The following is a 24,929-nucleotide window of genomic DNA, read 5'->3' on the forward strand; positions in this document are numbered from 1 at the left end:
CGTCGACGGAGCCCCGGCGCGAGGCGCCCGTCACCCGCCGTCCCCGATCACGCGGACGCGGTGGTCGAACGAGAAGACCAGCGACGGCGGCCGGAGGTCGATGCGGTCGGTCGGGTCGCCGCGTTTGCCGGTGAGCGGGTCGGCGGGGTGCAGGACGACCTCGTCGACGAGTTCGACACCCGGCACGCGCTGGAGCACCGCGAACACCTCACCCGCCTGGACGGGACGCCCGAAGGGCCAGCCCTCCCCGTCGGCGCCGCCGGTGAGCGGGTCGAGGTGGCGGTAGAGGGCGTCGTGGGCCCGGCGGCGCACCCGGTCGGTGTCGACGCCGCGGAACGCGTGCACCGTGGCCACCACGGTGACCCCCTGGTAGTACGGGGGGCCGACGGCCAGCCGGGTGCCGATCAGCCGGCGTTCGTCGAGATGGCGGGTGATGCGCGACAACAGGGCGTCTCCCGGCACGAGTTGCTCGAAGCGGAGCCGTCCGCCGGGGTCGGGGACCGCCTGCGGGACGACCAGGACCCGGACCGCGTAGGCCCCGTGCTCGCTCTCGTCGCCCTGGAGACAGGTGATGCGGGCGGTCTCCGGGGCGGCGCGGCGGGCGAGTTCCTCGTAGTCGCGCAGGGTGACGGCGCGGTCCTGGGCGCGCAGGGTGACCGGTGCGCGCAGCTTCGCCTCCTCGACGGTCTCGCCGTCGACACCGCCGCGCGCCGCCTCCCGGTTGACGACCTCGGAGACGTACGGGACGGAGGTGCGCAGCACCTGCACCGCACCGCGGGCCACGTTGCCGGAGCGTCCGCCGCCGGTGCGGTAGCGGTGGGCTCGCACCACGGCGCCCTTGGGGGCGACCGCGCCGTACTGCCGCAGGCTGCCGTCCGCCTCGCGCAGGGCGGGACCGAAGGCGATCTCCCCGGTGGCGGCGTCCAGCGTGACATGGCGGTCGCCGGGACGGGAGGCCGCGAAGTGCGCGACGACGTCCCAGTCCTGCCAGCCGTCGCCGTCGGCGGTCTGGAGCAGCAGCGGCGGATCGTCCGCGACGACGGGGGCGTGTTCGAGCCTCAGGCGCTGTCCCGGCAGGCCGGTCGCCTCGCCCAGGGCCTCGTCGTGGACGGTCTCGGCGTGCACGGCGCGGGTGGTGCCGCCGATGGTGTACGCCTCGGCGGAGCGGATGCTGGGCGAGGTGGTGTAGAAGGGCTGGCCGGACAGCGGCTCGGTGACCCGGCAGCGTATCCAGCCCGCCTCGTGGCCCCCGTTGCGCGAGAGGACGTGGCCGCCGGGCAGGTGCAGCACGATGTCCCCGGGGCGGTTGAGACCGCCGGTGCCGTCCCGGTCCACCTCGCAGGGCTGCCAGCCGTCCTCGGTCCACGCCTCCCACACGAGCGGCGGCTGGCGGGGGTCGACGCCGACACCGTCGACGCGGCTGTCGAGCTCCAGGGCGAGCGCGCAGTGCGGGGCGGCGGCGGTGAGCCCGATGAGCATGCAGTCACCGGGCGAGGGGGCCTCGGCGAAGCACAGCACGTCCTTGCCCTCGGCGAGTTCCGTGGTGCGGTCGGTGACGGCCAGACCGCGGTGCTGCACCACCACATGGCCGAGTGCGCACGGCACGACCGCCAGATCGGCCTCGGTCGCGAAGACGACGGCCTCCTCCCGCTCGGTGCGCAGCGTGGCGACCTCGGTGCCGGCCGGGACGAGAATGGTGTCCTCCTGCGGCGCCGACAGCCAGAACGTGACGTCGGTCCGGGCGGCGGACGGCGGGAAGAGGGTGATCCCCACCAGGTCGAGGAAGGCGAGGTGGTTCTTCTCCGGGACCCGGTTGAGCCGGTAGACGATCTGGTCCGCCATGTGCGCGACCGTCTCGACGAGGGTCACGCCGGGGTCGGAGACGTTGTGGTCCGTCCACTCCGGGGCGCGCTGCTGGATGTAGCGCTTGGCGTCGTCGACGAACTGCTGGAAGCGGCGGTCGTCGAGGTTGGGTGAGGGCAGGGCCATCAGTGGTCGCTTTCCGAGGAGCCCGGATCGCCCGGCTCGTGGTGGGAGGGGATGACGTAGAACGGGAAGACGAGACTGCGCGGGTTGTTGGTGCCGCGGATGGAGTAGCGGACGTCGATGTAGAGGACGCTCTGCTCCGCCCCGGCGGAGACCTCCACGTCGTGCACCTCGATGCGCGGCTCCCAGCGGTCCAGGCTGACGTGCACCTCGTGCTGGATGCGGCCCGCGGTCTGCTCGTTGACGGGGGCGAAGACCAGGTCGTGGATGGCGCAGCCGAACTCCGGGCGCATCGGCCGCTCTCCGGGCGCGGTGGCCAGTACGAGCCGGATGGCCTCCTCGACCTCGCGCTCGCCGCTGACCAGCGCGATGCCGCCGGTGGGCCCGATGCGCAGCGGGAAGGCCCAGCCGGAGCCGACGAACTGTTCGGCCATCGATACGTCACCTGTCTTCTCTCGCCGCCCGCGGCGCCCGGCGCCGGTGCGGTCGTCCGGTCATGCGGGGAGGGGGTACTTCACGGTGTTGACGAAGACGAGGCCCTGGAGGTCGACCCGGACGGCCCGGATGCCCACGTTCGCGATCGAGTTGACCTGCACCGAGCCGCCGGACGAGATCATGGTGGCGCCCACCGCCTTCAGGTTGAGCGCGCCCATCGCGTCCACGGTGACCGCGCCGGTCAGCGACTTGACGTTGACGAGACCCCGGCCCTGGATGTCGAGGAGCCCGCCGCTCTTGATGGTGAGCCGGCGCCTCGCGCTGAGCTCCAGATCGGTGCCCGCCTCGATGCTGACCGAACGGCTGCCCGTGATGCTGACGGCACCCTTGCTGTCGATGGTGATCTCGGTCTTCGTGCGGTCCAGGTTGATCGTCAGCCGGTCGTCGCCGCTGGCGATCCGGACGCCCTGCTTGCGGCCGCCGGTCCGCTGGCTGAGCAGGTCGACCCGGTTTGCCTGCCGGTCGGAGAGCGTGTGCCGGGCCGCCTTGCGCTTCAGGCCGTCGTGCAGGGGCACGTCGTCGACCCTGCTCGGCACGTCCCGCCCGTTGTAGAGCCCGCCGATGACGAACGGGTGGTCCAGCGCGCCCCGGTCGAAGGCGACCAGCACCTCGTCGCCGACGTCCATGGGGAACACGCCCCCGCCTCCGACACCGCCCCACTGCACGCTGCGCGCCCAGTCGCTGACGTAGGTGTTGTCCAGCCAGGGGAACTGGAGCTTGACCCTGCCCTGCTTCAGCGGGTCCTGCACATCGGTGACGACGGCGTTGGCGACGCCGGGCAGCCGGGCGGCGCTCGCGGCGTCCGTGCCGCCACCGCCCGACGCCAGCCCGTACAGGGAGCGCCACTGGCGTCCGCTGACCGTGATCCAGGACTCGTAGTGGCGGCCGTCGCCGAAGACGTGGCGCACCGAGGTGACCGTGTACTTGCCCTCGAACGGCCTGCCCACGTCCTTGAGCGCCACGGGCACCCCCGGCCGCAGCTGGGGGTTGCCGTACACCGCGACCTCCAGCTCCGCGAACGAGGAGGTGACGTCGGCGGCGAGCGCCTGCGCGGCGTGCCGGACCTCGTCCTGCCGGTCGTAGGGGGTGGCGGTGCCGACGAGCGGGGCGGGCCCGAAGACCCCCGCGGCCGTGCCCGGGGTGAGGCCGATCGAGATGCCGGGGTCGGTGGCCGCGGGCGCCGTCTCGACGATCTTCTTCTTGGTGGTGACGTTCCAGCCGCGCGACTCGACCGTGCCGACCTGGTCGGCAGCGGTGACGGCGGCCCGCAGCCGCAGCACGTCGTGGCCCGCCTGGAGCACGAACGCGCTCTGGTCGCCCTCCGTCGCGGGCGACGGCGCCCCGGCCGACGGCTTCGGCGTGACGAACCGGAACTTCCCCTTGGCGTCCAGGGACATGACCATGTTGTTCTCGTCGGCGAGCCGTGACAGGAAGTCCCAGTCGGTGACGTTGGCCTGGCTGATGAAGCCGTAGGTGCCCTTCGTCGGCTGGATGCGGCCGATCGGCACGCCGTCCTGTCCGGCGAGCTTGCGGGCGATGTCCGACGCCTTCTGGTTGCGGTAGGCGGCCACCCGGCGGCGGCGCATCATCCGGTGACCGAGGTCGTAGCCGCGTACCACGGTGAAGCTGCCGGTGCCGTCGTAGTCGGCCTCCAGAGCGGTGACCTCGCCCGTCAGCAGGGGATTGCCCACTCCCTGGCCGTCGGCGACCGGGGTGAGCACCACCCGGGTGCCGAAGGTGACGCCCAGTTTGCCCAGCACCAGCCGGTACGGGTCGCGGAAGGTCAGCCGGAACGCCGCGGGCACGCCGACGCCCTGGTCGACCCACCCCTCGGTGAGCAGCGGCGCGATGTCGTCGGGCAGCTTCGCCCCGCCGATCCGCACCTGCATGATGCTGGAGAACGCGGGCTGCACCATCAGCGGGTCACCTCCTCGGGGGCGGGCAGCACCAGCTCGGTGCCGGCCGCCAGCCGGGACGGGTCGTCGATGCCGTTGATCTCGGCGATCGCCCGCCACACGGTGGCCGTGCCGTACTCCCGCCAGGCCAGCGACTGGAGCGAGTCGCCCGCCACGACCCGGTGCACCCGCTGCGCGGTGAGCGCGCCGGACGTCGGGTTCTGGCCCTTGGTCTTGCCGGGGATCTCCACGAGCCGCAGCTGGCAGGTGGCCCGGATGGGCACGCCGGTGGTGCCGAACAGGGTGTACGACGCGTCGACGGACGCCACGTACGCGGTGAACCGGGCCGTCGAGAACGACCCCCACTCGAAGACCACCCACGGCGGCGACGGCTGGTCGGCGGCGATGCTCTTCGCGGTCACCTCGCAGCAGCCCAGCAGCGACTCGACCTTCTTCAGCACAGTGTTGCCGGTCGGCGCGGTGGACGAGTCGAGGAACACCTCCAGCGTCATCTCACGCGGCTCCGCGCCCATGAACTCCGGCTTCGAGCCGTCCCGCACGGCCATGGTCGGCGTCGCCTTCCACTGCGCGCGCTGGCTCAGGGCCAACTGCGCCGGGTTGAACTCGAAGCCGAACGTCCGCATCAGCGCCCCGGGCGTGGTGCTCGTGCCGACCGGAGGCTCGTGGATCGCCAGCGTGGCGCGCACCAGGCTCTTGCCGGCGCCCCTGCTGCTCTTGGCCATGGGTGTTCCTCTCCGTCCGCTCTTCGCCGCCGCGCCGTCAGTCGGTGAATCCGTGGTGGGCGATCTCCAGGACCTCGGTGGCCACGGCAGGGCTCGCGGGGTCGAGGGTGGGTCCCTGCCAGCTGACGGGCAGGACGTCGATCAGCCCCCAGCGGGCGACCAGCGAGCCGTCCGCGCGCAGCGCGGAGATCTGGGCGGTGGGGCGCTTGATCCCCGTCTGCACGGACGAGATCCACTTGGCGACCTTGGCCGTGTCCGGGGTGAGCGGGCGGGTGAGCCGGATCGTGGAGAAGGTGACGCGGGTGGGGAGCTGCCACACGAATCCGTTGTTGCCCCCCTCCTGCCGGTGTTCGACCTCCACCTGGGACGACAGGCCGTCGCAGCCGTTGAAGCGGCCGAGGCTCTCGCCGTCGATGGTGAGGGCGAACCAGATGGTGGACCCGGGATCCTGGCGGGGCATCGGGGAGGGGCCTTTCTGTCGTTCTGCCGGGGTGGTGCGGCGGTGCGTGGTGCTGTGGCGTCGGGGTGGTGCGTGGTGCTGTGGTGCGTGGTGTTGCGGTACGGCGTTGTGGTGACGTGCGGTGCTGTGTGCGGTGCCGGGGGCGGGCCGGGCAGGTCGCACGGGTGCGGTGGGGGCCGTGTGCCGGTCGTCCGGAGGGGACGGCGCGGTCCGCCGGGCAGGTCAGCCGCGGGGGTCGCGGAGTCTGCCGATCCGCTCCCGGTCCATGCGCAGTTCGGTGCGCACGAGGCGGGTGACCCGGCCGACGATCCGGTGGACGAGCTCGTCGAGCTGGAAGTCGGTGAGCTCGCGCGGGTCGAACCCGCCGGCGGGCACCGCGGTGTACGGCGGCGGGTCCGGCTGCGCCGCCGCCCGGGGCAGCGGACGGTCGCCGCCGGTGGCCGGAGCCGCGGGCGGCTCGTACGGAGGCGGCGGGTCGGCCGGCGGGGCCGGCGCCCTGGGCGGCGTGCGGAAGCGCTCCAGCGAGGTGGCCACGGCGGCGGACGTGGCCGCGGCGAGCGCACCCACCGTCCGGCCCGAGGAGAAACCGGGCAGGCGCTGGACCGGGAGAGGGGACGCCGTGCCCGATGACGGCCCTGGCCCCCCTGCCTGAGGGAGCGTCAGCGGCTCCGCACGCGCGGGCGGGTCGAGCGGGGCGACCGGGAGCGGGCTGCCCGCGGCGGCCCCGGCCGGTCCGGCGGCCGAGGGCGAGCGCAGCGGGACCGCCCGTGCCGGGGTGGCCCGCTGCACCGGGGCGGCGACGGTACGGGGCGCGGCCGGTGGCGGTGGGGCCGCCGAGGAGGCCGGGGGCGTCGACGGGGTGACGGGCAGGGCGTCCGGGGACGGTGCCGCCGCGGGGAGCGGTGGTACGGCGGGCGTGGCGGCCCGCTGGACGGGCGGTGTCACGGCCCGCTGGACCGGGTGCCCGGCGGGGGCGGTGCCGGGCCGGGGTCCGGCCGACGGCGCGGGCCCGGCGGGGGTGTGGGGCCTGCGGTGCGCTCCGCCCGTGCCGGGTGCGGGCACGGGGGCGCCGAGCGGCGGGGCCTGGCGGGTGGGCGCGGGAGCCGTCCGGTCGGCGGGCCGCTCGGGCGCGGGGCCGGACACGGGGGCCCCGAGACCGGGGCGCGGAGGGAGCGAACTGCGTTGCACCGCCGCTGTGACGGGCCGTACGGGCACGGCGGTGGGCCGTGGGGTCCGCCCATTGTCCCCGGAGCCGGAGCCGGAGCCGGAGCCGGAGCCGGACACGGGGGCCGGGGGCCGCCCGGCGTCCTTGCCGCTCGGGCGCGCAGGAGCGAGCGGGACCGGGGCGGGTCCGGCGGGTGCGTCCCGCCGCGCGGGCGGGGGAGAGGCGGGCGCCGAGGACCGTTCGGCGGAGCGCTGGACCGGTGCCGCGCCCGGGCCCGACGGGGACGGTCCGGTGCCGGAGGCGTCACCACCGGGCGGGGCGGCGGCCGGGGCTCCGGGGCCGCTCACCGGGGAGGGCCGAGGGGAGGCGACGGGACGTGATCCCGGGGCCGTCGGGTCGAGCGGGCGCACGGCGTGCGGCGTGGCGGGCCCGGACGTGGGTGCGGCGCCGGAGGCGGGGCGGGGCGACGGCGTGGCGGTGGGCGAGACCGAGGCGCCCGGGCGCGGGGTGGCGCGCTGCACGGGAGGCGGTGCCGACGCCGGGGTCGCCTGCGGGGCGGTGCTGCCGGCTGCGGCCGGGAGGCCGGAGGAGCGGTCGCCCTGCGGGGCGTTGGCGCCGGGCCGGGTGGCCGGGCGGCCGGGCAGCGCCGCGGAGGGGTTCCCGCCCGGGGCGGTGGAGGAGCGGGCCGGGCCCTCGGGTGTGGCGCGTTGCACCGCCCGTGGTGCCGATGCCGGGTCCGCACCACGGGCCGTGGCGCCGGAACCGGGGCCGGCCGCGGGGGAGCGGCGGTCGGCAGCGGGCGCGGGCGGGCCGGGCGGGGTGCTCCGTACCGGGGGGCCGGATTCCGGCGCGGCGGTACGGGGCGCGGGCGCGTCGCCCGTCGGACGCGGCTCGGGCGACCCGGTGCCGGGGACGGCACGCTGCACCCGTACGCCGCTCGTGCCGGGCTGCTGCGGCGTCCCCCGGCCGGCCGGGGCGTCGGAAGGTCCGGAGGGCGGTACCGGTCCTCCCGCCTCCGGCGCTCCGGTGCGGGGCCCCGGTGTCCGCGGCCCCGCCCCGTGGGCGCCGGGGGTGGCCGTCCCGGACCGGGGCGACCCGGTGCGGGCGTCGCCGAAGGACGCACGGTCGCCGTGCGCCGCACCGGAGCCGGGTGTCGCGCGGTGCGCCGGGCGGGTGCCGGAGGACCCGGCGGGGGAGGGCCCGGTGCCGGACGCGGACCGCTGGACGGGGGACGCAGCTCCCGGCAGGTCCGGTGAACCGCTGCTCGGGGCGACGGAGTTGTGCGCGGCGCTCGACTGCGGGGGCTGGGCCCCGGTGGCGGGGGCCGCCGCTGTTCCGGCGCCGTTCCCGGACGCGGCGCGCTGCACGGTGCCGCCGGTGGCGGACGCGGACGAGGCGCCGCGGGGCGCCGAAGGGGGCGCGGGCGGCGTGCCGCCCGGTGCCCGGACGTCAGGTGCGGGTGCCGGGGACGCCGGGACGCCGCCCCGCACGGGCGCGCCGAGCGCGGTACGCCTGCCCGCGGAAGCCGTGCGGGCCGCGCCGCCCTGCCCGGACCGGGCGGCGGGACGATCACCGGTGCCCGCGGCAGGCTTCGGGCCGGGTGTGGTGCCGGGGCCTGACGGGGGAGCGGCCGCGTCGCCGCCTGCCGTCCGGCTCTCGCCGGCCGCGGCGCGCTGTACCGGCGCAAGGCTGCCGGCCGTCTCCGCCTGCGGCACCCGCGGGGCTCCGGCCGTCTCCGCGCGCCGTACCGGCGGGACTCCGCGGGCTGCCTCGGCCCGCTGCACGGGCGGGACCCCGCCGCCCGAGACCGCTGTCCGCGGCTCCGGCCGGACGCCAGGAACTCCCGGGACGCCCTCCGCCCCCGCGTCCCGCCGCTCCGGCGGAACGGCACCGTGCCGCCCGGCGACCGGCTCCGCCGGGTCGCCGTCGGCCGATGCGGCCGGCGCCGTCCGCGGGGTGTCCTGCGGACGGGCGGGGCCGCTCGCAGGACGGGCGGCGGGCAGCGCCCGCCGCTGCACGGCGGCGGGCACGGCCGGGGCGTCGACCAGAGGACGGTGGACGCGGCGCGGAACGGCGGAGGCGGGAGTCACCCGTACGCCGCCGCCCGACGACCGCGCCGTGGCCGCGGACGAGGGCGGCGCGTCGGCCCCCGCCGCACGCGAGCGCTGCACGACGGGCGTCGAAACGACCGGCGCCGAAACGCCAGGCGTCGGAACAGCCGGCGCCGAAACGGCAGTTCGTGCGCCCGCGCGCACGGCAGGGGCCCCGGCGCCGGACGCGCCGGACGCGCCGGGCGTCGACGTCGGCAGGGCGCGGAGCGGCGCCACCGGCATCCGCTGCACGGCCGGCCCGCCGCCCGGCGCGGCCGACTGGAGCCGGGGCGCGCGGCGTTCGAGGCCCGTGACCGGCCCCGCGGGGCCGGCGAGCGTGGCCGAATCGCCGAGCGCGCCGGGGAGCAGCCCCGAGGAGGGGCCGAGGACCGCCGGGGACGGCGCCCGGCTGAACGACGGGTTCTGCCAGGTCGGCAGCCGCCCGCCGAACGCGGCGTCCGCGACGCCCGTGGGACCGTCACCCGTCGTGCGCCGGATCGGCGCCAGGCCGGTCCAGGCCGCGGACGCCGTCGCCACCCCGCCGCGGGAGGAGGCGCCGTCCCCGGCGGAGGACGTGCCGTCCCCGCCGGGGAGCAGGTCGTCCGTACCGCCCGGGGAGTCCGGCGGGGCGGTGGAACCGGTCGGTTCCACCGCCCCGCCGGACCGCCGCCCGCGGAACCGGTCCAGGAATGCCACCGTTCAGCCCTCCGTCGCGCCGCGCGTCACGAGGGACGCGATCTGCTCGGTGTACCGGCGCCGGTCCTGGTGCTCCAGGTCGAGGATCGCGTCCAGGCCCCAGTGGAAGTGGTAGGCGACGTACGCGATCTCCTCGTGCAGCCGGTCGGTCGCGTACGTCACGATTCCCCCAGGCGGCTCCCGCCGAGCTCCACCTCGAACGGCTCCGAGCAGTGCGGGCACCGCACGGCCGCGCGGGTGTGGCCCTCCGCGTTGATCTGCCGGTAGAAGTCCTGGAGGAACGCCAGGTCGGACGCGAACATGTTCTCCACGATGCCGTCGTGCACCATCGTCAGCGTGCCCAGGCGGGTGATGACCCGGCCGAGGAGCACCACCGACAGGTAGGCCGGGTTCTCCTGCACCCGCACGTCCCGCAGCGGGACGAGTTCGTCCCGTGCCGTCGACAGGCGCATCACCCCGTCGCGGTGCACGGTGCCGGAGTCGTCGACGTATCCGCGCGGCAGCTCGAAGGCGAACTCGGTCTGGAGCGACTGGCGGGGCAGCACGTCGGCGTGCGCCGCGTCGGGCGCCCGGTCGGCGGAGGAAGCGGCGGCGGAAGCGGTCCGGGGGAAGTCCGCCCCCGCCGCCGCGATCGGGGATGCCGCGGCGGCCGGGGACTTGGCAGCCGAACGCCGCATTACTCGATGACCAGTTCTTCGAACACGATGGTCACGGTCTCGGTCAGGGCCGCGGCCTCGCCGGCCTTCACCGTGCTGGTGTCGATCTTGCTGCACCAGGCGTTGCGCAGGTTGTAGCGCTTCACCGGGTTGTCCTGGAAGTCCATCATGATGATGGAGGCGTTCTTGCGGGCGGTGCTCATCTGCCCGCGGATCGAGTCGTTGATCCACTGCGTGAACGACGCCGACTGCGTCATGCCGCGGACGACGGTGCACTGGCCGTTCTTCTGCACACCCGGCAGCAGCGCCACTTCCGCCCGGCCCTGGGCGCTGTTCTGCTGGTAGGTGATGACGTCCTGTTCGAGGGTGAGGCCGCTGACCTCGGCGAGGTACTCGACCATCACTCCGTCGATCTGGAGGCCGAAGTTGTGTGACGTGAGGGCGTCACCCGGCTGGAGACTCATGTGTTCGCTGTCCTTCTGAAGACGTGGGGCGGGGGGAGGGGCACGGGGTGGCGGGGGAGGGCGCGGCGCGAGGGACGCTCCGCGCCCCGCGCCTCACTACTCCTCCAGCTCCCCGTTGCCGCTGGAGAACTGGGCCAGCCGGAAGATCACGAACTCGGCCGGCTTGACCGGGGCGATGCCGATCTCGCAGATGACCCGGCCGAGGTCGACCGACTCCGGCGGGTTGGTCTCCTCGTCGCACTTGACGTAGTAGGCCTGTTCGGGGCTCTGCCCGAACAGGGCGCCGCTGCGCCACTCGTTGACGAGGAACGCCGAGATGTTCCGGCGGATGCGGGCCCAGAGGTTGTGGTCGTTCGGCTCGAAGACCACCCACTGGGTGCCGATCAGGATCGACTCCTCCAGGTAGTTGAAGTACCGGCGGATGTTCAGGTAGCGCCAGGCCGGGTCGGAGGAGAGGGTGCGGGCTCCCCAGACGCGGATGCCGCGGCCGGGGAAGGCGCGGATGCAGTTGACGCCGATCGGGTTGAGCAGGTCCTGCTCGCCGCGGGTGATCTGGAGTTCCAGGTCGACCGCGCCGCGGACGACCTCGTTGGCCGGGGCCTTGTGCACACCGCGCTCGGTGTCGTTGCGGGCCCAGATGCCGGCGACGTGACCGCTCGGCGGGACCATGCGGGTCTGGCCGGTCGCCGGATCGAAGGACTTGATCCAGGGGTAGTACAGGGCCGCGTACTTGGAGTCGTAGCCCGCCGTCTCCTGGCGCCAGACACGGATGTCGCGGGCGTTGAGGCCGGGCGGCGGGTCGATGATCGCGACGCGGTCGCCCATCAGCTCGCAGTGGGCGATCAGGCCGAGCTGCACGGCCTTCACGGCCTCCAGGTCGATCACGCCGCGCTGGTAGGCGGCCATCAGGTCGGGCACCGCGACCATGGAGATCTCGTCGACGGCCTCCAGGCCGCCGAAGCCCGTGCGGTCGGCGGAGTCGCCGAGGTACTGGCCCGGGCCGGGGTGCGCGGCCCCGCTCCGCTCGGTGGGCGCCGCGGCGTCCGCAGGGGCGGCGGGCGGTGCCGGCAGCGCCAGGGTCTGGTTCTCCGGCCGCGCCAGCTGGGCGGAGGGGGCGGCCTCCGTCACGGTGATGAGCTTGGAGCGCTCCTTGACCTGTGTGACGACATAGGCGCGGCTGCCCTTCTTCGCCGTCACGTCGAAGGTCTCGACCGGCTTGTCGCCGTCCTTGACGATCAGCTTGAAGCGCTCCGCCGGGCCCTCGCCCTCGGCGTCGGCGATCTCGACGGACAGCGCGCCGCGGCCCTCGCCCGTCGCCGCCACGGCGAACGTGCCCAGCTGCCGGGGCTCGGCCGCGGGCAGGGCGGCCGGGGAGGCGCCGCCCGCCACAGCGGCCTGCCCGGCCGGCTGTCCGTCGACGGCGCCGTCCGCCGCGGAGCCGCCGACCCGGACGACGTACGCCGCCGAGCCGCCGTTGTTGAAGAACCCGTACACCGAGTGGGCGAGGTAGTAGCCGTCGGTGAAGTCGCCGAAGGCCGCGACGTACTGCGTCCAGTTGGTCACCAGCGTGGGCTCGTTCAGCGGCCCGGTCGGAGCGAGGCCGACGAAGGCGGCCACCGACGTGCCCACCCCCTCGATGGGGCGCGAGCCGCTGGCAACCTCCTCGACGTAGACGCCGGGCGACAGGTACGACGGCATGCTCTGCTCTCCTCGGGGTGCGAGACAAGACGTCCCCAACCCTCGCGCGCGCGTCGCGCCCCCGAAACGTCCCCCGGTGCCGGTACGGGGGCAGTCGTGTTGCCCCCGGCCGTGCCCCTTGGGGCAGACGGCGACCGCACGGGCCCCGCCCGCCGGGGCGTCTGCCCCCGATGCTGCCCCCGCGGCCCTGCCGCCATGCGCGCCGGGGCGGTACTGCTGGGGCGTCGGTGTCCGGTGGTGGAGGGAGTGTCGTGCGGGACCACGGAACGGGGAAGCGGCCGTCCGAAGAGAAGCAGCCGGCTCCCCGCCCCGCGGCGCCGGCCGCCCCCGTCCAGCGGATGCTCGCCCTCCAGCGGACCGCAGGGAACGCGGCCGTGGCCCGTGCCGTCGAGGCGGAACGGCACAGCCACGGACCGGGCTGCGGCCACGGGAGCACCGAGGACACCAGCCCCGAAGGGCAGCGCGACCTCCTCGGCGCGGCCATGTCCACACCGAGCCGCCCCCTGCCCGGCGCCTTCCTCGACCGGGCGAAGTCCTTCTACCGCAACGAGGGCCTGTCGGCGGGCCGCGTCCACGACAACCCCACGGCACAGCGGGCGACCGCCGCGCTCGGCGCGCGGGCCATGACCGTCGGCAGCCACATCTTCCTCGGCCCGGACGCCGTCGGTGACACCGAGGTCCTCGCCCACGAGGCCAGCCACCTCGACAAGAACCTCCGCGGGGTCCGCGAGACCGGCACCGACAACGGCGCGGGCGTCCCCGTCACCGATCCGCGCCAGGGCTCGGAGGTGTCCGCCGTCGAGGACGGCGCCGCCTTCGAGGCGGGAGTGCCGACCGCCCCGTCCGTCGCCGGCCGGATGCCGCCGGCCGCCGGCGCGGCCGGAGACCCGGGCGCGCCCGTGCAGCGTGCGGGCGGCAAGGACAAGGGCAAGGGCGTCGACAAGGGCAAGGCGAAGGAGAAGTCCGCCCGTCAGATCGCCCTGGGCCTCGACGAGGAGGTCAAGCAGGAGTGGGACCACGCCTACGGGGGCGGCCGGCAGGGGGCCGCGCCCGAGGAGGTGCGGATGCGCTACGCGAGGTCCATGGCGGACGACCGGACCTCGCAGACCCTCTCGCACCAGACGTTCCTGGTCTACGACGCCGTCCAGGCCCGGCGGGAGGCGACCGGGCGGACGGAGGTCAACGAGCGCGAGGTCCAGGGCATGCTGATCAACAACCGGCTGCTCTTCGCGTCCAACTTCAACGAGTCGATGGACCTGCTGACGCCCTACGAGACCGACGGCAGCGCGGACACCTACCCGTCGCTGGTGTCCACGCACCAGAGCGACGCCGGCCGCCGCACCGGGCTGCCCACCTCCGACGGCGACGAGTACGTCGGCCGGGTGAACCGGGCGGACGTGAAGACACAGGCGGCACTCGCCGGACAGCGCGACGACGCGACCGCCCGAGCCCTGCACAAGCGGCACGGCAAACCGGTGACGGTGGTCGACGTGACCGACCCCCGGATGCACACCTTCCTGACGGACCGGCAGTACGAGGGCGCGATCTTCTTCGTGCGCGTCGCGGCCGAGAAGAAGCTGATGCACGCGGAGCAGAAGCTGCTGCTGGCCCTGCGCTCCTCGGGGATCACCCCCGAGGAGGCGAAGGGCTCCCCGCACGCCGTGATGGGCCGCTACCGCGGCTGCCTGTGCTGCACCGCCGCGCTCGACTACTACCGCAACGTCGTCGGCTTCTCCACCATGGACTACGACCCCAACCCGGGCTTCTACTACTTCGAGTCGCTGGAGAACCTGTACCGGCACCAGGAGCACGTGGTGCGCGACCCGGCGTTCCGCGAGACGATGCTGCGGCTCGCCCGGGAGCTGCCGAGCACCCCGGCCCTCTCCCGCACGAACCCGCCCGAGCACGCCTTCGACAACCACGGCCCCGAGACGATCGAGCCCGCCGGCCGGGCCGCACGCCGCAACTACCGCTCCCCGTCGACCAGCGACGTCGAGGCGGACGTCGACGAGTACGGGCGGAAGCGCTTCACCTCCTACACGCGGGCACTGGACGTCGATGCCGCGAGCGGCACCGGCGGCACGAAGGTGGGCAAGGGCGTCAGGATCGACGAGCGGGCCAAGGGGCAGTCGCGGCTCCGGGCCGCCCGCGTCATCGGGCCCGAGCACTGGGCCGGGATCCAGGACACGTGGCTCCACGGCACACCCGACGAGCGCGCCACCGTGTTCCGCAGGTGGGAGACGGAGAAGGGGGCGAGCCGGGCCGAGCTCGTCGAGATCATCGGCGAGGTGGAGCACGAGCGCAGCGGCGACGCCGTCCACGCCTCGGTGACCCGCTCCGTCAAGGGCACCACCGGGCACGAGCGCCGGGACAACCGCAAGGCGGGCGACCCGGTCACGCGCAGGCCCGAGCGGGGCAAGTACGCGGCGAAGCCGAAGCCCCAGGCGCCGAAGGAGGGCCGGGGGCCCGCGCCGAAGGAGATGAAGCGCAAGTCCCGCGGCTGGGACCAGATCCACTCCCTGATGCGGTCCGAGCGCAAGCAGAGCGGCTTCTACGACAAGTGGAAGGTGGAGGACGCCAAGTCGAAGCCCGGCAACCTCAAGCCCGCCCAGATGTCGCCGGCGCTCGCGAAGCTCGTGACCGACCTCAGCACCAAGTACACCGTGTCCTCGATGAGCCGCCGCATCCACATCGCGGAACGCACCCTGAGGCGGTTCGTGGCGGAGCGGCAGCCCGAGCAGACCACCCACCCCGACACCGAGTCGGACACCGCCTCCGTCGCCGCGGAGACGGAGACGGCGACGGTCGCCGACGACGCCTCGACGGTCGCCGACGACACCGCCTCGGAGTACCAGGGCGGCGGCGACGCGATGGACTACGAGCAGCACCAGGGGTACGAGCAGTACCAGGGGTACGAGGACTACCAGGAGTACGAGGGGTACGACGACGGCGGGGCGATGGACCACACGTACGAGGCGCCGGCGGCCTCGGGCTACACACGGACCCTGCCGGCCCACCCGCAGCAGGGCGCCGCCGCCTCCGGCTCCTCCTCCCAGGCCGGTCCGTCGGGCAGCTTCACCCACCCCGCCCTCTCCGGCTACACCCTCGTCACCCACCTCGGGCAGACCCTCTACCGGGACGACCGCAGCGGCCAGTTGTACTGGCGGGACCCGGACACGTTCCGCATGGTCCCGCTCCCGGACCGCGACTCGGACGTCGAGATGAGCGACGGCTGACCCGCGCACCCGGCCGCACGCCCCGGCACACCCGCCCGCACGCCCCGGCACACCCGCCCGCGACGCCGTGCGGGCGGGTACGCCGGGGCAACCAGGTCTGCCCTCGTGACTCCTGTCCGCGGGAGATCGCGTGGCTACCGTGCCAGGAGTGAGCCTTTGGACTTCTCTGGAACCCTCGTCCGTCACCGTGGACCCCGGCCGCAGCGCGCGGGTGCGGCTTCGGGTGCGCAACACCGGTGACGTGGTGGACGAGTACCGGTTCGAGCCCGTCGGGGACGTGGCGCCCTGGACGACCGTCGAACCGCACACGCTGCGGCTGTACCCGGGCACCACCGGGACCGTCGAGCTGACGTTCGCGCCACCGCGGACGCCCGACGCCACCGCGGGGCCGAACCCGTACGCCGTGCGCATCACGCCGACGGAGCATCCGGACGCGGTGACGGTTCCCGAAGGCAACCTGACGATCACACCGTTCGCCGAAGTGCGGGCGGAACTGGTCCCTCCGACGGTGAAGGGCCGCTTCCGGGGACGTCCCAAACTGGCGGTCGACAACCTCGGCAACACCAAGGTGACCGCGTCCGTCTCCGGCAGCGACAACGGCGACCACCTCTCGTACCGGATCAGCCCCGGGAACGTCCAGATCGAGCCCGGCCGGGCCGCGTTCGTCGACGCGACGCTGAAGCCGCGGCAGATCACCTGGTTCGGCTCGAAGGAGGACCGGCCCTACACCCTCGCGGTCCGCAGGTCCGGGGCCGAGACGACGGAGGTGGAGGGGACGTACGTCCAGCGCGGGTTCCTGCCCGGGTGGCTGGCGACCCTCCTCGGACTGCTCCTGGCCCTCCTCATCGCCTTCGTGATGATCTGGTTCGCCTACAAGCCGCAGGTCCGCACCGAGGCCACCGAGCAGGTCGGGGAGGCGGGTGCGGCCCTCGCGCCGAGCCCCACCCCGTCCCCTCCGCCGCCCCCGCCGCCCTCGCCCTCCGAGGAACCGGACCCGCCGAAGACCGAGAAGCCCGAGGGCGACGGCGGCGGCGGAGGGGGAGGCCCCTCCAAGCCGGCCGGCCCGCCGCCGGTGGTGCCGGCCCAGAACGTGCTGCTGCGCAACGCCACCACGCGCCTCTGCGCCGAACTGCCGGGCCACGAGAAGGGCCAGATCAACGGGCCCGTCCAGCAGAGCGTCTGCGACGGCACCGACGGGGACAACCAGCTCTGGGACCTGGAGGTCAAGTACCCGAAGCAGGGGCCCGGCGGCACGGCGCTCTTCCAGATCCGCAACGTCAAGGACAAGTTCTGCATGGACCTCGGCGAGTACGGCGCCCGGCCCGTGGGGACCCCGGTCGCCGAGTTCCACTGCGACGGCACCACGGCCGACAACCAGCTGTGGTGGGTCCAGAAGCAGGACAGCGGCGACTACTGGATCCGCAACTACGCCAGCAACAACAAGTGCCTCGACGTGGAGGGCCGCAGCGACGGCGGCATCAACGCCCGGCTGCGCATCGCCGACTGCACCAACACCGACGACCAGGAGTGGAAGATCATCCACCCCAAGAAGGACTGAGCCCGGGGGCGCCGGGCCTGCCGTGAACGTGCCGCCCCGGGGCGCCCCGGCCCCCCTCCCCGCCCGGTCGCGGTCACCCGGCGCACCGTGCTCCGCGAACCGGCCCCCTGTGTGCCGCCGACGTGCCAGAGTGGTGCCCGTGACGCGGACGACCGGGGGGATCATGTCGTTGCGCAGGCAGCTGTCGTTCGGGGACGCGCTGACCCTGCTGGGGCAGGACCCGCAGGCGGTTCAGGCCTTGGACCGCGCGCTGGGCGGGGCGCTGAACCTCGCGACGGGCGGGGCGGCCGGGACACTGCTGGACCTGGCGGACGGGCGGGGACGTGTCATCGGACTGGGCCGGGACGCCCTCCGAGGCGCCCGGCAGCGGCTGAACGGCGCCGACAGCCGCGCCGGGCGCAGCGAACTGCTGCTCGCCGCGCACACGGTGATCGTGCTGGTGGCCTGGTTCGAGGTGCTCGGCGAGACCGCACTCCCCTTCGCACTGGAAGACCTCGCCCTCACCCGCTCCGAACAGGTGGCGCTCGCGGGAGGCGACACGGACGGGCCGGGCGGCCCCACCGCCTTCGCCCGCGCGCTCACAGGCGTCGACGCACCCCGTCCGATGCCCCATCTCCCGTTCGAGGAGACCCTCGCAGCCCTCCGCGACTGGTACGGCGGACTGGCCGACGCACTGCTCCGGTTCGTCGCCGGACTCCGGGTGGGAGAGGACCTCTCCGAGGAACAGCGCCGCGACGCCGGCCGTCTGCTGCGTGCCGAGGTCGCGGCCGGCGCGGTCGGACGGTACCGGGAGCTGTACGCCCGACTCGCCCTGGACGTCCCCGAGTTCGCCTTCTGGGCCGAGCAGACCGAGCACCAGGCCACCCGCGGGCAGGTCCGGCGGGCGCTGCACGGCATCGAGTCGCTGCTGTCCGGGATGGCCGGGGCGCTGCCGCAGCCCGTGGACGTGGCGGCGGCCCTGGCCCGCGGCCACCGGGCGGGACTGCGCCGGCCCGTCCTCGACGCCTCCCGCGCACCGGCCGGCATGCGCGTCCCCGCCCTGGCGGAGATGTACTTCGACCCCGACTTCCGGGTACGCGCGGTGACCGGGCAGGACAACCCCGCCGACGAGGCGTGGTGGGACCGCGTCCCGGTCCGCCGCGACCTCACCACCTACCTCGCCGGGGCACTCACCGCCCCCGGCGTGCACCGCACACCGCTGCTGGTCCTGGGCCAGCCGGGAGCCGGCAAGTCGGCCCTCACCCGTGTCCTCGCCGCCCGGCTCCCGGCCGCCGGCTTCCTGCCCGTCCGCGTCCCGCTGCGGGACGTCCGCGCAGACGGCGAACTCCAGGACCAGATCGAACAGGCGATCCGCTCGGCGACCGGGGAGGCCGTGTCCTGGCCGTCACTCGTCCGCGCCTCCCGCGGCCTCGTCCCGGTGCTGCTGCTGGACGGCTTCGACGAACTCCTCCAGACGACCGGCGTCCACCACAACGACTTCCTCACCCGGGTGGCGCGCTTCCAGGAACGCGAGGCGGACCAGGGCCGCACCGTACTGGCCCTGGTGACCAGCCGCACCGCGGTCGCCGACCGGGTCCGCCACCCGGAGGGCATGGTCGCCCTGCGCCTGGAGCCCTTCCGCCGGGAGCAGGTGCAGGCATGGCTCGCGGTGTGGAACGAGGCCAACGCGCCCGTGCTCGCTGCCCGCGGACTGCGCCCCCTGCCCCCGGACGTGCTCGCCCGGCACGCGGCCCTGTCCGCCCAGCCCCTGCTGCTCACCATGCTCGCCCTCTACGACGCGGCCGACAACGGCCTCCAGCGCGAAGGGGAGGGGCCCTTCGACGAGGCCCACCTCTACGAGGAACTGCTGACGTCGTTCGCCCGGCGCGAGGTCTCCCGGGACGACGGGGACGCCGCCGCGCACCCCGACGAGGCCGAACGCGTCGAACGCGAACTGCAGCGCCTGTCGCTGGTGGCGTTCGCCGTGCTGAACCGCCAGCGGCAGTGGGTCACCGCCGACGAGCTCGACCAGGACCTCGCGGCGCTCCTCCGCCTCGCACCGGAACCCCGCCCGACCTCGTTCCGCAGCGCGCTCGCCACCTCCGAGACGGCACTGGGCCGTTTCTTCTTCATCCAGCGGGCCCAGGCCCTGCGCGACGAACGGCAGCTCGCCACCTACGAGTTCCTGCACGCCACCTTCGGCGAGTACCTGGCCGTCCGACTGGCGCTCCACGTGCTCCGCGGCCTGCGCGGCCAGCAGTCGCCCGTCAGCCTGGGCCACACCCCCGTCAACGACGGCTTCGCGTACGCCCTGCTGTCCTACGCCCCGCTCTCGTCCCGGCAGATGCTGCGCTTCGCCACGTCCCTCGTCGCACAGCTGCCCCCGGACGAGCGGCGGCAGCTGGCGCAGCTGCTGACCCGGCTGCTGTACGAGCAGTCCCTGCGGTCCGACGACCCGTTCCCCGGATACCGGCCGCGACCCCTGCGGGTCTCGTCACGGCACGGGATCTACGGCGCCAACCTCGTGCTCGTCGTGCTGCTGCTCGGCGGCGGCACGACCGCGTCCGCGCTCTTCCCCGGTGCGGGGGACCCGGCGGGGGTGTGGCACCGGCACGTGCTGCTGTGGCGCTCGTCGTTCACGGAGTTCCAGTGGACGGAGTTCGCCCTGTCGATGACGGTCGGGCGCACCTACGGCGAGGACGGTGTGCGGGACCTGGACATCGCCCCGCGCACCGGGGAACTGACGCCCCCGGATCCGGTCGACAACCGCTGGCTGTTCCGTGTGCCCGCCGAGTCGACGCACTGGGCGCGGTCGTACTGGGCGGAGCTGTGGCACAAGATGGACGTGTCCGGCGGCACCGCCGACACGGTGGTCCGCCACGCCATGGACCCCGTCTTCGCGGCCCTGGGCCCCGCCGTCCTGGCGATGGGCGGAGGCGACGGGGAGCCCGCCACCTCCCTCGCGCACGACCTGCTGCGGCTGTGGCTGGGGCCGCGTTCGGGGATGGCGGACGCGGACCTCGCGGCGCTCTACCGGTCCGTGGACACCGCGCTCCGGCGGTCCGGTCTCACGGACGACTTCGCACCGCTCGTGCTCGACCTGCTGCGGCGCGACAGGCACCGCCTCGACGCCGGCACGTACGCTTTCGTCCTCACCCGCCTCTGCGAGGACGCCTCGTCGCCCGCCGGCGCCGAGATCGCCCGGCACATGATCGACGAGCGCGGGGTGTTCGGCGCGCCGCGGCCCTCCGCCGCGCTCTCCGCGGCGCTCGCCGTACTGCTGCGCCACACCCCGGAGGAAGGGATCGCGGTCTGGACCGCCGCACACGAGGTCGGCGGGGAGCACCCGTGGGAGGGCGACGCCCGCGCCGTCGCCAGGTGCCTGCACGACCGCCGCGAGTCGGTCCCCGGCCTGCTGCGGGAGCGCGCCGAGGCCGTGCTCGCCCGGCAGTACCCGGCCGCCCACCGGGAGTTCGCGGGGCCGGGCTCCGCCGGGTGACGTGCCCGGATCCCGCCCTCCAGGTCCGGGGTGACCGGCGGAGGCCGGAACCACCCCGGGCGGCCGCCCGCGTGACCTCCGGCCGGCCCCGGTCCGGGCGGGACGGCCGACGCCGGCCGGTCCGGCTGTGACCGGCTCCCGGAGGCCCCCGGCCCCCGGGAGTCGGTCACCCGGGTCCCGTCACCAGCCGCCCTCGCCCGGCACCAGCCGGCCCGCCTTGCGGTACTCGCGGCGGGCGCCCTCCAGGAGGTCGGCCGCCGCGACCGTGCCGCCGCGCCCCGCGGCCAGGTAGGCGGCGGTCACCACGGCGCTGCGGATCGACCCGCCGGCCAGCTCGAAGTCGCGGGCCAGCGGCGCCGGGTCGATCCCGTCGGCCGACGGGACGTGCGCCAGCCCGTGCCGCCACAGCGCCAGGCGCTGCCCGGCGTCCGGGAACGGGAAGTCGACCACCAGGTCCAGACGGCGGGTGAACGCCTCGTCGATGTTGGCACGCAGGTTGGTGGTGAGCAGCGCGATGCCGTCGAACGACTCCAGACGCTGGAGCAGGTAGGCGCTCTCCATGTTGGCGTACCGGTCGTGGGCGTCCTTGACCTCGGAACGCTTGCCGAAGACGGCGTCCGCCTCGTCGAAGAGGAGCACGGCATCGGTGCGGTCGGCCTCCGTGAAGATCCGCTCCAGGTTCTTCTCGGTCTCGCCGACGTACTTGTCCACGACGGACGACAGCTGCACGACGTACAGGTCCAGCCCCAGATCGGCCGCGACCACCTCCGCCGACAGCGTCTTGCCGGTGCCCGACTCACCCGCGAACAGGCCGAGCACACCCCGGCCGCGCCCGCCGCCCGCACTGAGCCGCCACTCGCCGAGCACGCGGTCGCGATGCCGGGCGCGCAGGGCCAGTTCGCGCAGCTGGACGAGGGGTCCGTCGGGGAGCACCAGGTCCCGCCAGTCGACGGCGGGCCGGATGCGGCGGGCGTGGCTCTCCAGGCCGGAGGCCGACTGCCGCCGGGCGGCCAGGCGCAGATGGGCGGCGGTGACCGGGCCGCCGTCGAACGCGGCGAGGGCGCGGGCAGCGTGCGCGGTGCGCCGGATGCGGTCGCCGCCGAGGCGGTACGGGGCGACCGTGGCCGCCACGTCGAAACCGTCGGCGTCGTCGCCGAGCGCGGCGAGCCAGGCCGCGGCACCGCCCGCGAGGCGGCCCGGCGCCTCCAGCACCAGCGGGTCGACGGGCGACCAGTGAGGGTCGTAGGGGCGCGGGTCGGTCACCAGCACGGTCACGTCGTCCGCCGAGATCAGCGTCCGCATCAGGGGGCCCGGATCCTCCGGCAGGCCCGGCACGACGACGGCCCGCCCGCCGAGGCGGGCCTCCCGCAGCAGTTCGGGCACCCGCTCCCCGGGGTCAGGGCAGCACAGCGCGTCGAGCCCGGCGGCGGCGAGAGCGGCACCGACGGCGGCCAGGCCGTCGCCCTCGCGCTCCTCGCGCAGGTAGACGGCGAGGGGCCCGCCCCCGAGCACCGCGCCCAGCCTGCGGGTGAACTCCCCGGCCGGGTCGGCGGGAGCGGCGGGGGTGCGCTCCGCGGGGGGCTCGGCGGGGGGCTCGGCGGTGGTGGGGGCGGCTCCGGCGTCCGGGGTGGCCCGGGGGTCTGCGCCGTCCGCGGAGTGCGTGACGTCCGTGGCGTCTGTGATGCCCGGGTCGGTGGTGGCGGCGGTGGCGGTGGGCGCTTCCGCGGTGCCCGCGGACGCGCCCGGCGGTGGGACGGGCAGCGGTTGCAGCCGGCCGGTGAGCGCGGCGTCCGGAGTGTCGTCGCCGAGGAGGTGCCCGGTCAGCCGGTCGGGGACGCGCAGTGACCGGCTCAGGAAAGGCCGTTCGGGCTCGTCGACCTCCAGCAGCCCCAGCGAGCGCAGCGGCGCGGAGGCGTGCAGCCGTGCACGGGCCCGTGCCGCGTGCGCGGGCACGGCGCACAGGTCGAGGGCGAGCCCGGCGGTCGCCCGGCGGCGGCTCACGTCGTCGTTGAGGTAGGCGTACAGCGGCTCGAAGCCGCGGTCGACGTCGGGGGCGAGGGCGATGAGCAGCAGGGCGGTGTCCAGCGCGGTCAGCCCTGCCCGCTCGGCCAGCAGCGACAGCCGGTCGCCCGGACGCGGAGTGCCGTCGACGCCGCCGACGGCGGTGCACGGGACGGGGGAGTCGCCGTCGCCCGTGGGGCCGGGCCGCCCGTGCAGCAGATGGCGTACGGCCTCGTCGGAGAGGAACAGGCCCCGGAGCGGGTCGTCGGCGGTGGGATCGCCCGCCGACCGGTGCTCGACCAGCGCCGCCACCCGTTCCCGCAGCGCGACCAGGCGGTCGAGCAGGGCGGGAGCGGGATCACCGGCGGCCGGGGGGCCGCCCGGCAGGGGGCGGGACCGCGGGGCGGGGCGTGCGGCGTGGGCGTGGCCGGTCATCGCGGGTCCGCCGGACCGGAGGCGTCGTCCCCGCGCACGGGGCCGGAGCCCGGCGCGGGCACCTCGCTCCCGCCCGTGGCCGCCCCCGCGCCGTCGCGCGAGGGCCCGGGCACGCCCCCGGCCGGGTTCCTGGCGGCGGCGCGGGCCGCGCGGGCCTCGCGGGCGCGGGCCACCTGGTGGGGCCGGTGGGACCGGCCCGTCGCGGCCGGGTCGCCGTCGATGCCGTTCACCCGGACCGTCGCGCCCTCCGTGACCGGCGGACCCGCGTCGTACTCCGGGTACGCGGGGAACGGCGCGGTCACCACCAGGTCGAGGGACGGCTTCAGTTCGCCGCCCAGCGCCGACCAGATCTCGGCGAGCGACCGTGACTCCGTCTGGATGCCCGCCACCGTCAGCGGCACGGACAGGCCCAGCGCCCGCAGCGAGCCGGGGAGTTCGTCCGGCGGCAGCACCTCGCGGGGCAGCAGGGTGGCGAGCACGGCGGACAGCAGCCGGTGTTCGTCCTGCGGTGTCTTCGTCCAGGCCGTCACCAGGTACGAGAGACGGAACCAGCGCGGCGGCTGCCTGCGGCGCACCACGACGTCCCGCTCGTCGCGCACCGCCATCTGGCCGCGCTGACGACGGGCCACGTCCTCCCGGATGTCGTACAGGTACGTGTTGACCACGGGGGCGTTGCGCCGGGCCGCCCAGTCACGGGTGGGCGCCTCGAAGGACACCTCGATCCCGGACCCCGTCAACGACCCGCCCTCCAGAAGGCCCTTGAGGATCTCGTCCACCTCGTGGATCACGCCCGCGCTCCCGCTCCGCCCGCCCTTGCCGGCACCACCCGGCCCCGGCGTCCGTCCTCGATCGTCCCCCGCGTGCCGTGCCCGCCGCAGGCACGCGGGGGACGGCGCACGGGCAGGGGGACGTGCCCGCGCGGACACCCGGGCCCGTTGTCGGTTGCCCCGCCGGTCAGATGTAGCCTTCGCGCAGGGCATATGCCACGGCGTGCGCGCGGTTGCGCAGGTGGAGCCGTGTGGTGAGTCCGTGCATCACGTTCTTGACGGTCCGTTCGGAGTAGGACAGTTTGCCCGCGATCTCACCGGTGTCCAGGCCCTCGGAGACCAGACGCAGGACGTCCACCTCACGGGGTGTCAGGCCGAGCGAGGGGGCGCCGGGGCGGCCCGCCGCGCCGCGGTGCAGTGTGCCCACCTGGTCGATGAGCCGGCCCAGCAGGTCGGCCGGCAGGTCGCCGTCGCCGCGGGACGCGGCCAGCACCGCCTGCACCAGCCGGTGGGCGGTGGCCTCGTGGCGCCACACGATGGCGCCGACACCGCACTCGACGACATCGAGCAGTTCGCTCTCCCGCATGGCGCCGACCACGAGCACCGCGCGCGACCCCTCGCTGCGCACGATTCTGCGCATCCGGGTCAGCGCCGCCTCGTCGAGGGCGTCCTCGACGAGGAGGGCGACCGTGCCGGGGCCGGAGTCCTCGCGCAGTTCGATCTCGGGGTGCCGCCGCAACTGGCTGACCGCGCCCTCGCGGCTGATCGGGTCCGTGGCCGAGACCGCCACCGGCACCCGCCGGCCGGCGGTGCCGACCACCCGGCCGCTGCCGGCGGCGGACATGGACGTGGTCGTGGTCCGGGGTGAGTTGAGCAACCGTGTCCCCTGTTCAGCGGCCCGCCGTGGAGCGCGGGCCAGGTGCGGATGAGCACGTTCCACACTTCTGCGACCGGCCTCGGGCACGCAATCGTGGACCACCACGAGCCGCACCACGAGACCCGCCGCCACCCGCACCACGAGCCGACGACCACGCCCGCGTCGTCGCAGGTGGGAGGGGGTTCCCCGCGAAGCGGGCCGTTCCCCCGGAACCGGTGGGGTGCGCCAC

Annotated in this window: 16 protein-coding genes; 3 read left to right on the forward strand and 13 right to left on the reverse strand. The window is 75.2% G+C overall.

Annotated elements, in window-relative coordinates; genetic code table 11:
• Positions 1 to 30: 30 nt before the first annotated feature.
• The 10 genes from IAG43_RS29025 to IAG43_RS29070 all read right to left on the reverse strand — a co-directional run bounded on the left by IAG43_RS29025 (position 31) and on the right by IAG43_RS29070 (position 12,348).
• Positions 31 to 1,989, reverse strand: coding sequence for a putative baseplate assembly protein (locus IAG43_RS29025; RefSeq protein WP_187743625.1), 1,959 nt, complete (start codon positions 1,987 to 1,989; stop codon positions 31 to 33).
• Positions 1,989 to 2,420 carry a GPW/gp25 family protein gene (locus IAG43_RS29030; RefSeq protein WP_187743626.1) on the reverse strand — a complete coding sequence of 144 codons (432 nt, stop codon included), beginning with the start codon at positions 2,418 to 2,420 and terminating at the stop codon, positions 1,989 to 1,991. The genes IAG43_RS29025 and IAG43_RS29030 overlap by 1 nt, the downstream gene beginning before the upstream one ends.
• A gap of 60 nt (positions 2,421 to 2,480) precedes the next feature.
• Positions 2,481 to 4,397, reverse strand: coding sequence for a VgrG-related protein (locus IAG43_RS29035; RefSeq protein ID WP_187743627.1), 1,917 nt, complete (start codon positions 4,395 to 4,397; stop codon positions 2,481 to 2,483).
• Entirely contained in the window at positions 4,397 to 5,119 is a 723-nt protein-coding gene (locus IAG43_RS29040; protein ID WP_187743628.1) for a CIS tube protein, read from the reverse strand. The genes IAG43_RS29035 and IAG43_RS29040 overlap by 1 nt, the downstream gene beginning before the upstream one ends.
• Before the next feature lie 37 nt (positions 5,120 to 5,156).
• A complete protein-coding gene (locus IAG43_RS29045) occupies positions 5,157 to 5,579 on the reverse strand; it encodes a phage tail protein (RefSeq protein WP_187743629.1) in 423 nt (140 codons plus the stop codon).
• 222 nt (positions 5,580 to 5,801) lie between these two features.
• Entirely contained in the window at positions 5,802 to 6,722 is a 921-nt protein-coding gene (locus IAG43_RS29050) for a hypothetical protein (protein ID WP_187743630.1), read from the reverse strand.
• Positions 6,723 to 9,533: 2,811 nt separating this feature from the next.
• Positions 9,534 to 9,692, reverse strand: coding sequence for a DUF6760 family protein (locus IAG43_RS29055; protein ID WP_187743631.1), 159 nt, complete (start codon positions 9,690 to 9,692; stop codon positions 9,534 to 9,536).
• Positions 9,689 to 10,207: a hypothetical protein gene (locus IAG43_RS29060; RefSeq protein ID WP_187743632.1), complete on the reverse strand. Its 519-nt coding sequence runs from the start codon at positions 10,205 to 10,207 to the stop codon at positions 9,689 to 9,691. The genes IAG43_RS29055 and IAG43_RS29060 overlap by 4 nt, the downstream gene beginning before the upstream one ends.
• Positions 10,207 to 10,650, reverse strand: a complete 444-nt coding sequence (locus IAG43_RS29065; RefSeq protein ID WP_019326684.1) for a phage tail protein — start codon at positions 10,648 to 10,650, stop codon at positions 10,207 to 10,209. Before IAG43_RS29065 ends, IAG43_RS29060 begins: the two co-directional genes overlap by 1 nt.
• A gap of 96 nt (positions 10,651 to 10,746) precedes the next feature.
• Complete coding sequence (locus IAG43_RS29070) at positions 10,747 to 12,348, reverse strand: phage tail sheath subtilisin-like domain-containing protein (RefSeq protein ID WP_187743633.1); 1,602 nt, start codon at positions 12,346 to 12,348, stop codon at positions 10,747 to 10,749.
• Between the two features lie 251 nt (positions 12,349 to 12,599).
• On the opposite strand from IAG43_RS29070, the gene IAG43_RS34265 reads away from it, so the two are divergent.
• The 3 genes from IAG43_RS34265 to IAG43_RS35045 all read left to right on the forward strand — a co-directional run bounded on the left by IAG43_RS34265 (position 12,600) and on the right by IAG43_RS35045 (position 20,620).
• A complete protein-coding gene (locus IAG43_RS34265; protein ID WP_246574609.1) occupies positions 12,600 to 15,584 on the forward strand; it encodes an eCIS core domain-containing protein in 2,985 nt (994 codons plus the stop codon).
• A 148-nt stretch (positions 15,585 to 15,732) separates the two neighbouring features.
• Positions 15,733 to 17,142, forward strand: a complete 1,410-nt coding sequence (locus IAG43_RS29080; RefSeq protein WP_187743634.1) for an RICIN domain-containing protein — start codon at positions 15,733 to 15,735, stop codon at positions 17,140 to 17,142.
• A 139-nt stretch (positions 17,143 to 17,281) separates the two neighbouring features.
• Entirely contained in the window at positions 17,282 to 20,620 is a 3,339-nt protein-coding gene (locus tag IAG43_RS35045; protein WP_187743635.1) for an NACHT domain-containing protein, read from the forward strand.
• A gap of 180 nt (positions 20,621 to 20,800) precedes the next feature.
• Here the strand turns inward: IAG43_RS35045 and IAG43_RS29090 are convergent, their stop codons facing one another.
• From IAG43_RS29090 to IAG43_RS29100, 3 genes are all read right to left on the reverse strand, one after another.
• The gene (locus IAG43_RS29090) at positions 20,801 to 23,056 is read right to left on the reverse strand and encodes an ATP-binding protein (protein ID WP_187743636.1); all 2,256 of its coding nucleotides are present in this window, start codon (positions 23,054 to 23,056) and stop codon (positions 20,801 to 20,803) included.
• On the reverse strand, positions 23,053 to 23,844 hold the full coding sequence (locus IAG43_RS29095; protein WP_187743637.1) for a Pvc16 family protein: 792 nt from the start codon (positions 23,842 to 23,844) through the stop codon (positions 23,053 to 23,055). Before IAG43_RS29095 ends, IAG43_RS29090 begins: the two co-directional genes overlap by 4 nt.
• A 166-nt stretch (positions 23,845 to 24,010) precedes the next feature.
• Positions 24,011 to 24,667 carry a helix-turn-helix transcriptional regulator gene (locus IAG43_RS29100; RefSeq protein ID WP_187744697.1) on the reverse strand — a complete coding sequence of 219 codons (657 nt, stop codon included), beginning with the start codon at positions 24,665 to 24,667 and terminating at the stop codon, positions 24,011 to 24,013.
• Positions 24,668 to 24,929: the final 262 nt, after the last annotated feature.

The organism is Streptomyces genisteinicus (assembly GCF_014489615.1).
GTDB classification, from domain to species: Bacteria; Actinomycetota; Actinomycetes; order Streptomycetales; family Streptomycetaceae; genus Streptomyces; species Streptomyces genisteinicus.

Excerpts from the sequence above, each read along its gene's own strand:
- IAG43_RS29025 (WP_187743625.1), bottom strand. The coding sequence starts at position 1,989 with ATGGCCCTGCCCTCACCCAACCTCGACGACCGCCGCTTCCAGCAGTTC.
- IAG43_RS29030 (WP_187743626.1), bottom strand. The coding sequence starts at position 2,420 with ATGGCCGAACAGTTCGTCGGCTCCGGCTGGGCCTTCCCGCTGCGCATC.
- IAG43_RS29035 (WP_187743627.1), bottom strand. The coding sequence starts at position 4,397 with ATGGTGCAGCCCGCGTTCTCCAGCATCATGCAGGTGCGGATCGGCGGG.
- IAG43_RS29040 (WP_187743628.1), bottom strand. The coding sequence starts at position 5,119 with ATGGCCAAGAGCAGCAGGGGCGCCGGCAAGAGCCTGGTGCGCGCCACG.
- IAG43_RS29045 (WP_187743629.1), bottom strand. The coding sequence starts at position 5,579 with ATGCCCCGCCAGGATCCCGGGTCCACCATCTGGTTCGCCCTCACCATC.
- IAG43_RS29060 (WP_187743632.1), bottom strand. The coding sequence starts at position 10,207 with ATGCGGCGTTCGGCTGCCAAGTCCCCGGCCGCCGCGGCATCCCCGATC.
- IAG43_RS29065 (WP_019326684.1), bottom strand. The coding sequence starts at position 10,650 with ATGAGTCTCCAGCCGGGTGACGCCCTCACGTCACACAACTTCGGCCTC.
- IAG43_RS29070 (WP_187743633.1), bottom strand. The coding sequence starts at position 12,348 with ATGCCGTCGTACCTGTCGCCCGGCGTCTACGTCGAGGAGGTTGCCAGC.
- IAG43_RS29090 (WP_187743636.1), bottom strand. The coding sequence starts at position 23,056 with ATGACCGGCCACGCCCACGCCGCACGCCCCGCCCCGCGGTCCCGCCCC.
- IAG43_RS29100 (WP_187744697.1), bottom strand. The coding sequence starts at position 24,667 with ATGTCCGCCGCCGGCAGCGGCCGGGTGGTCGGCACCGCCGGCCGGCGG.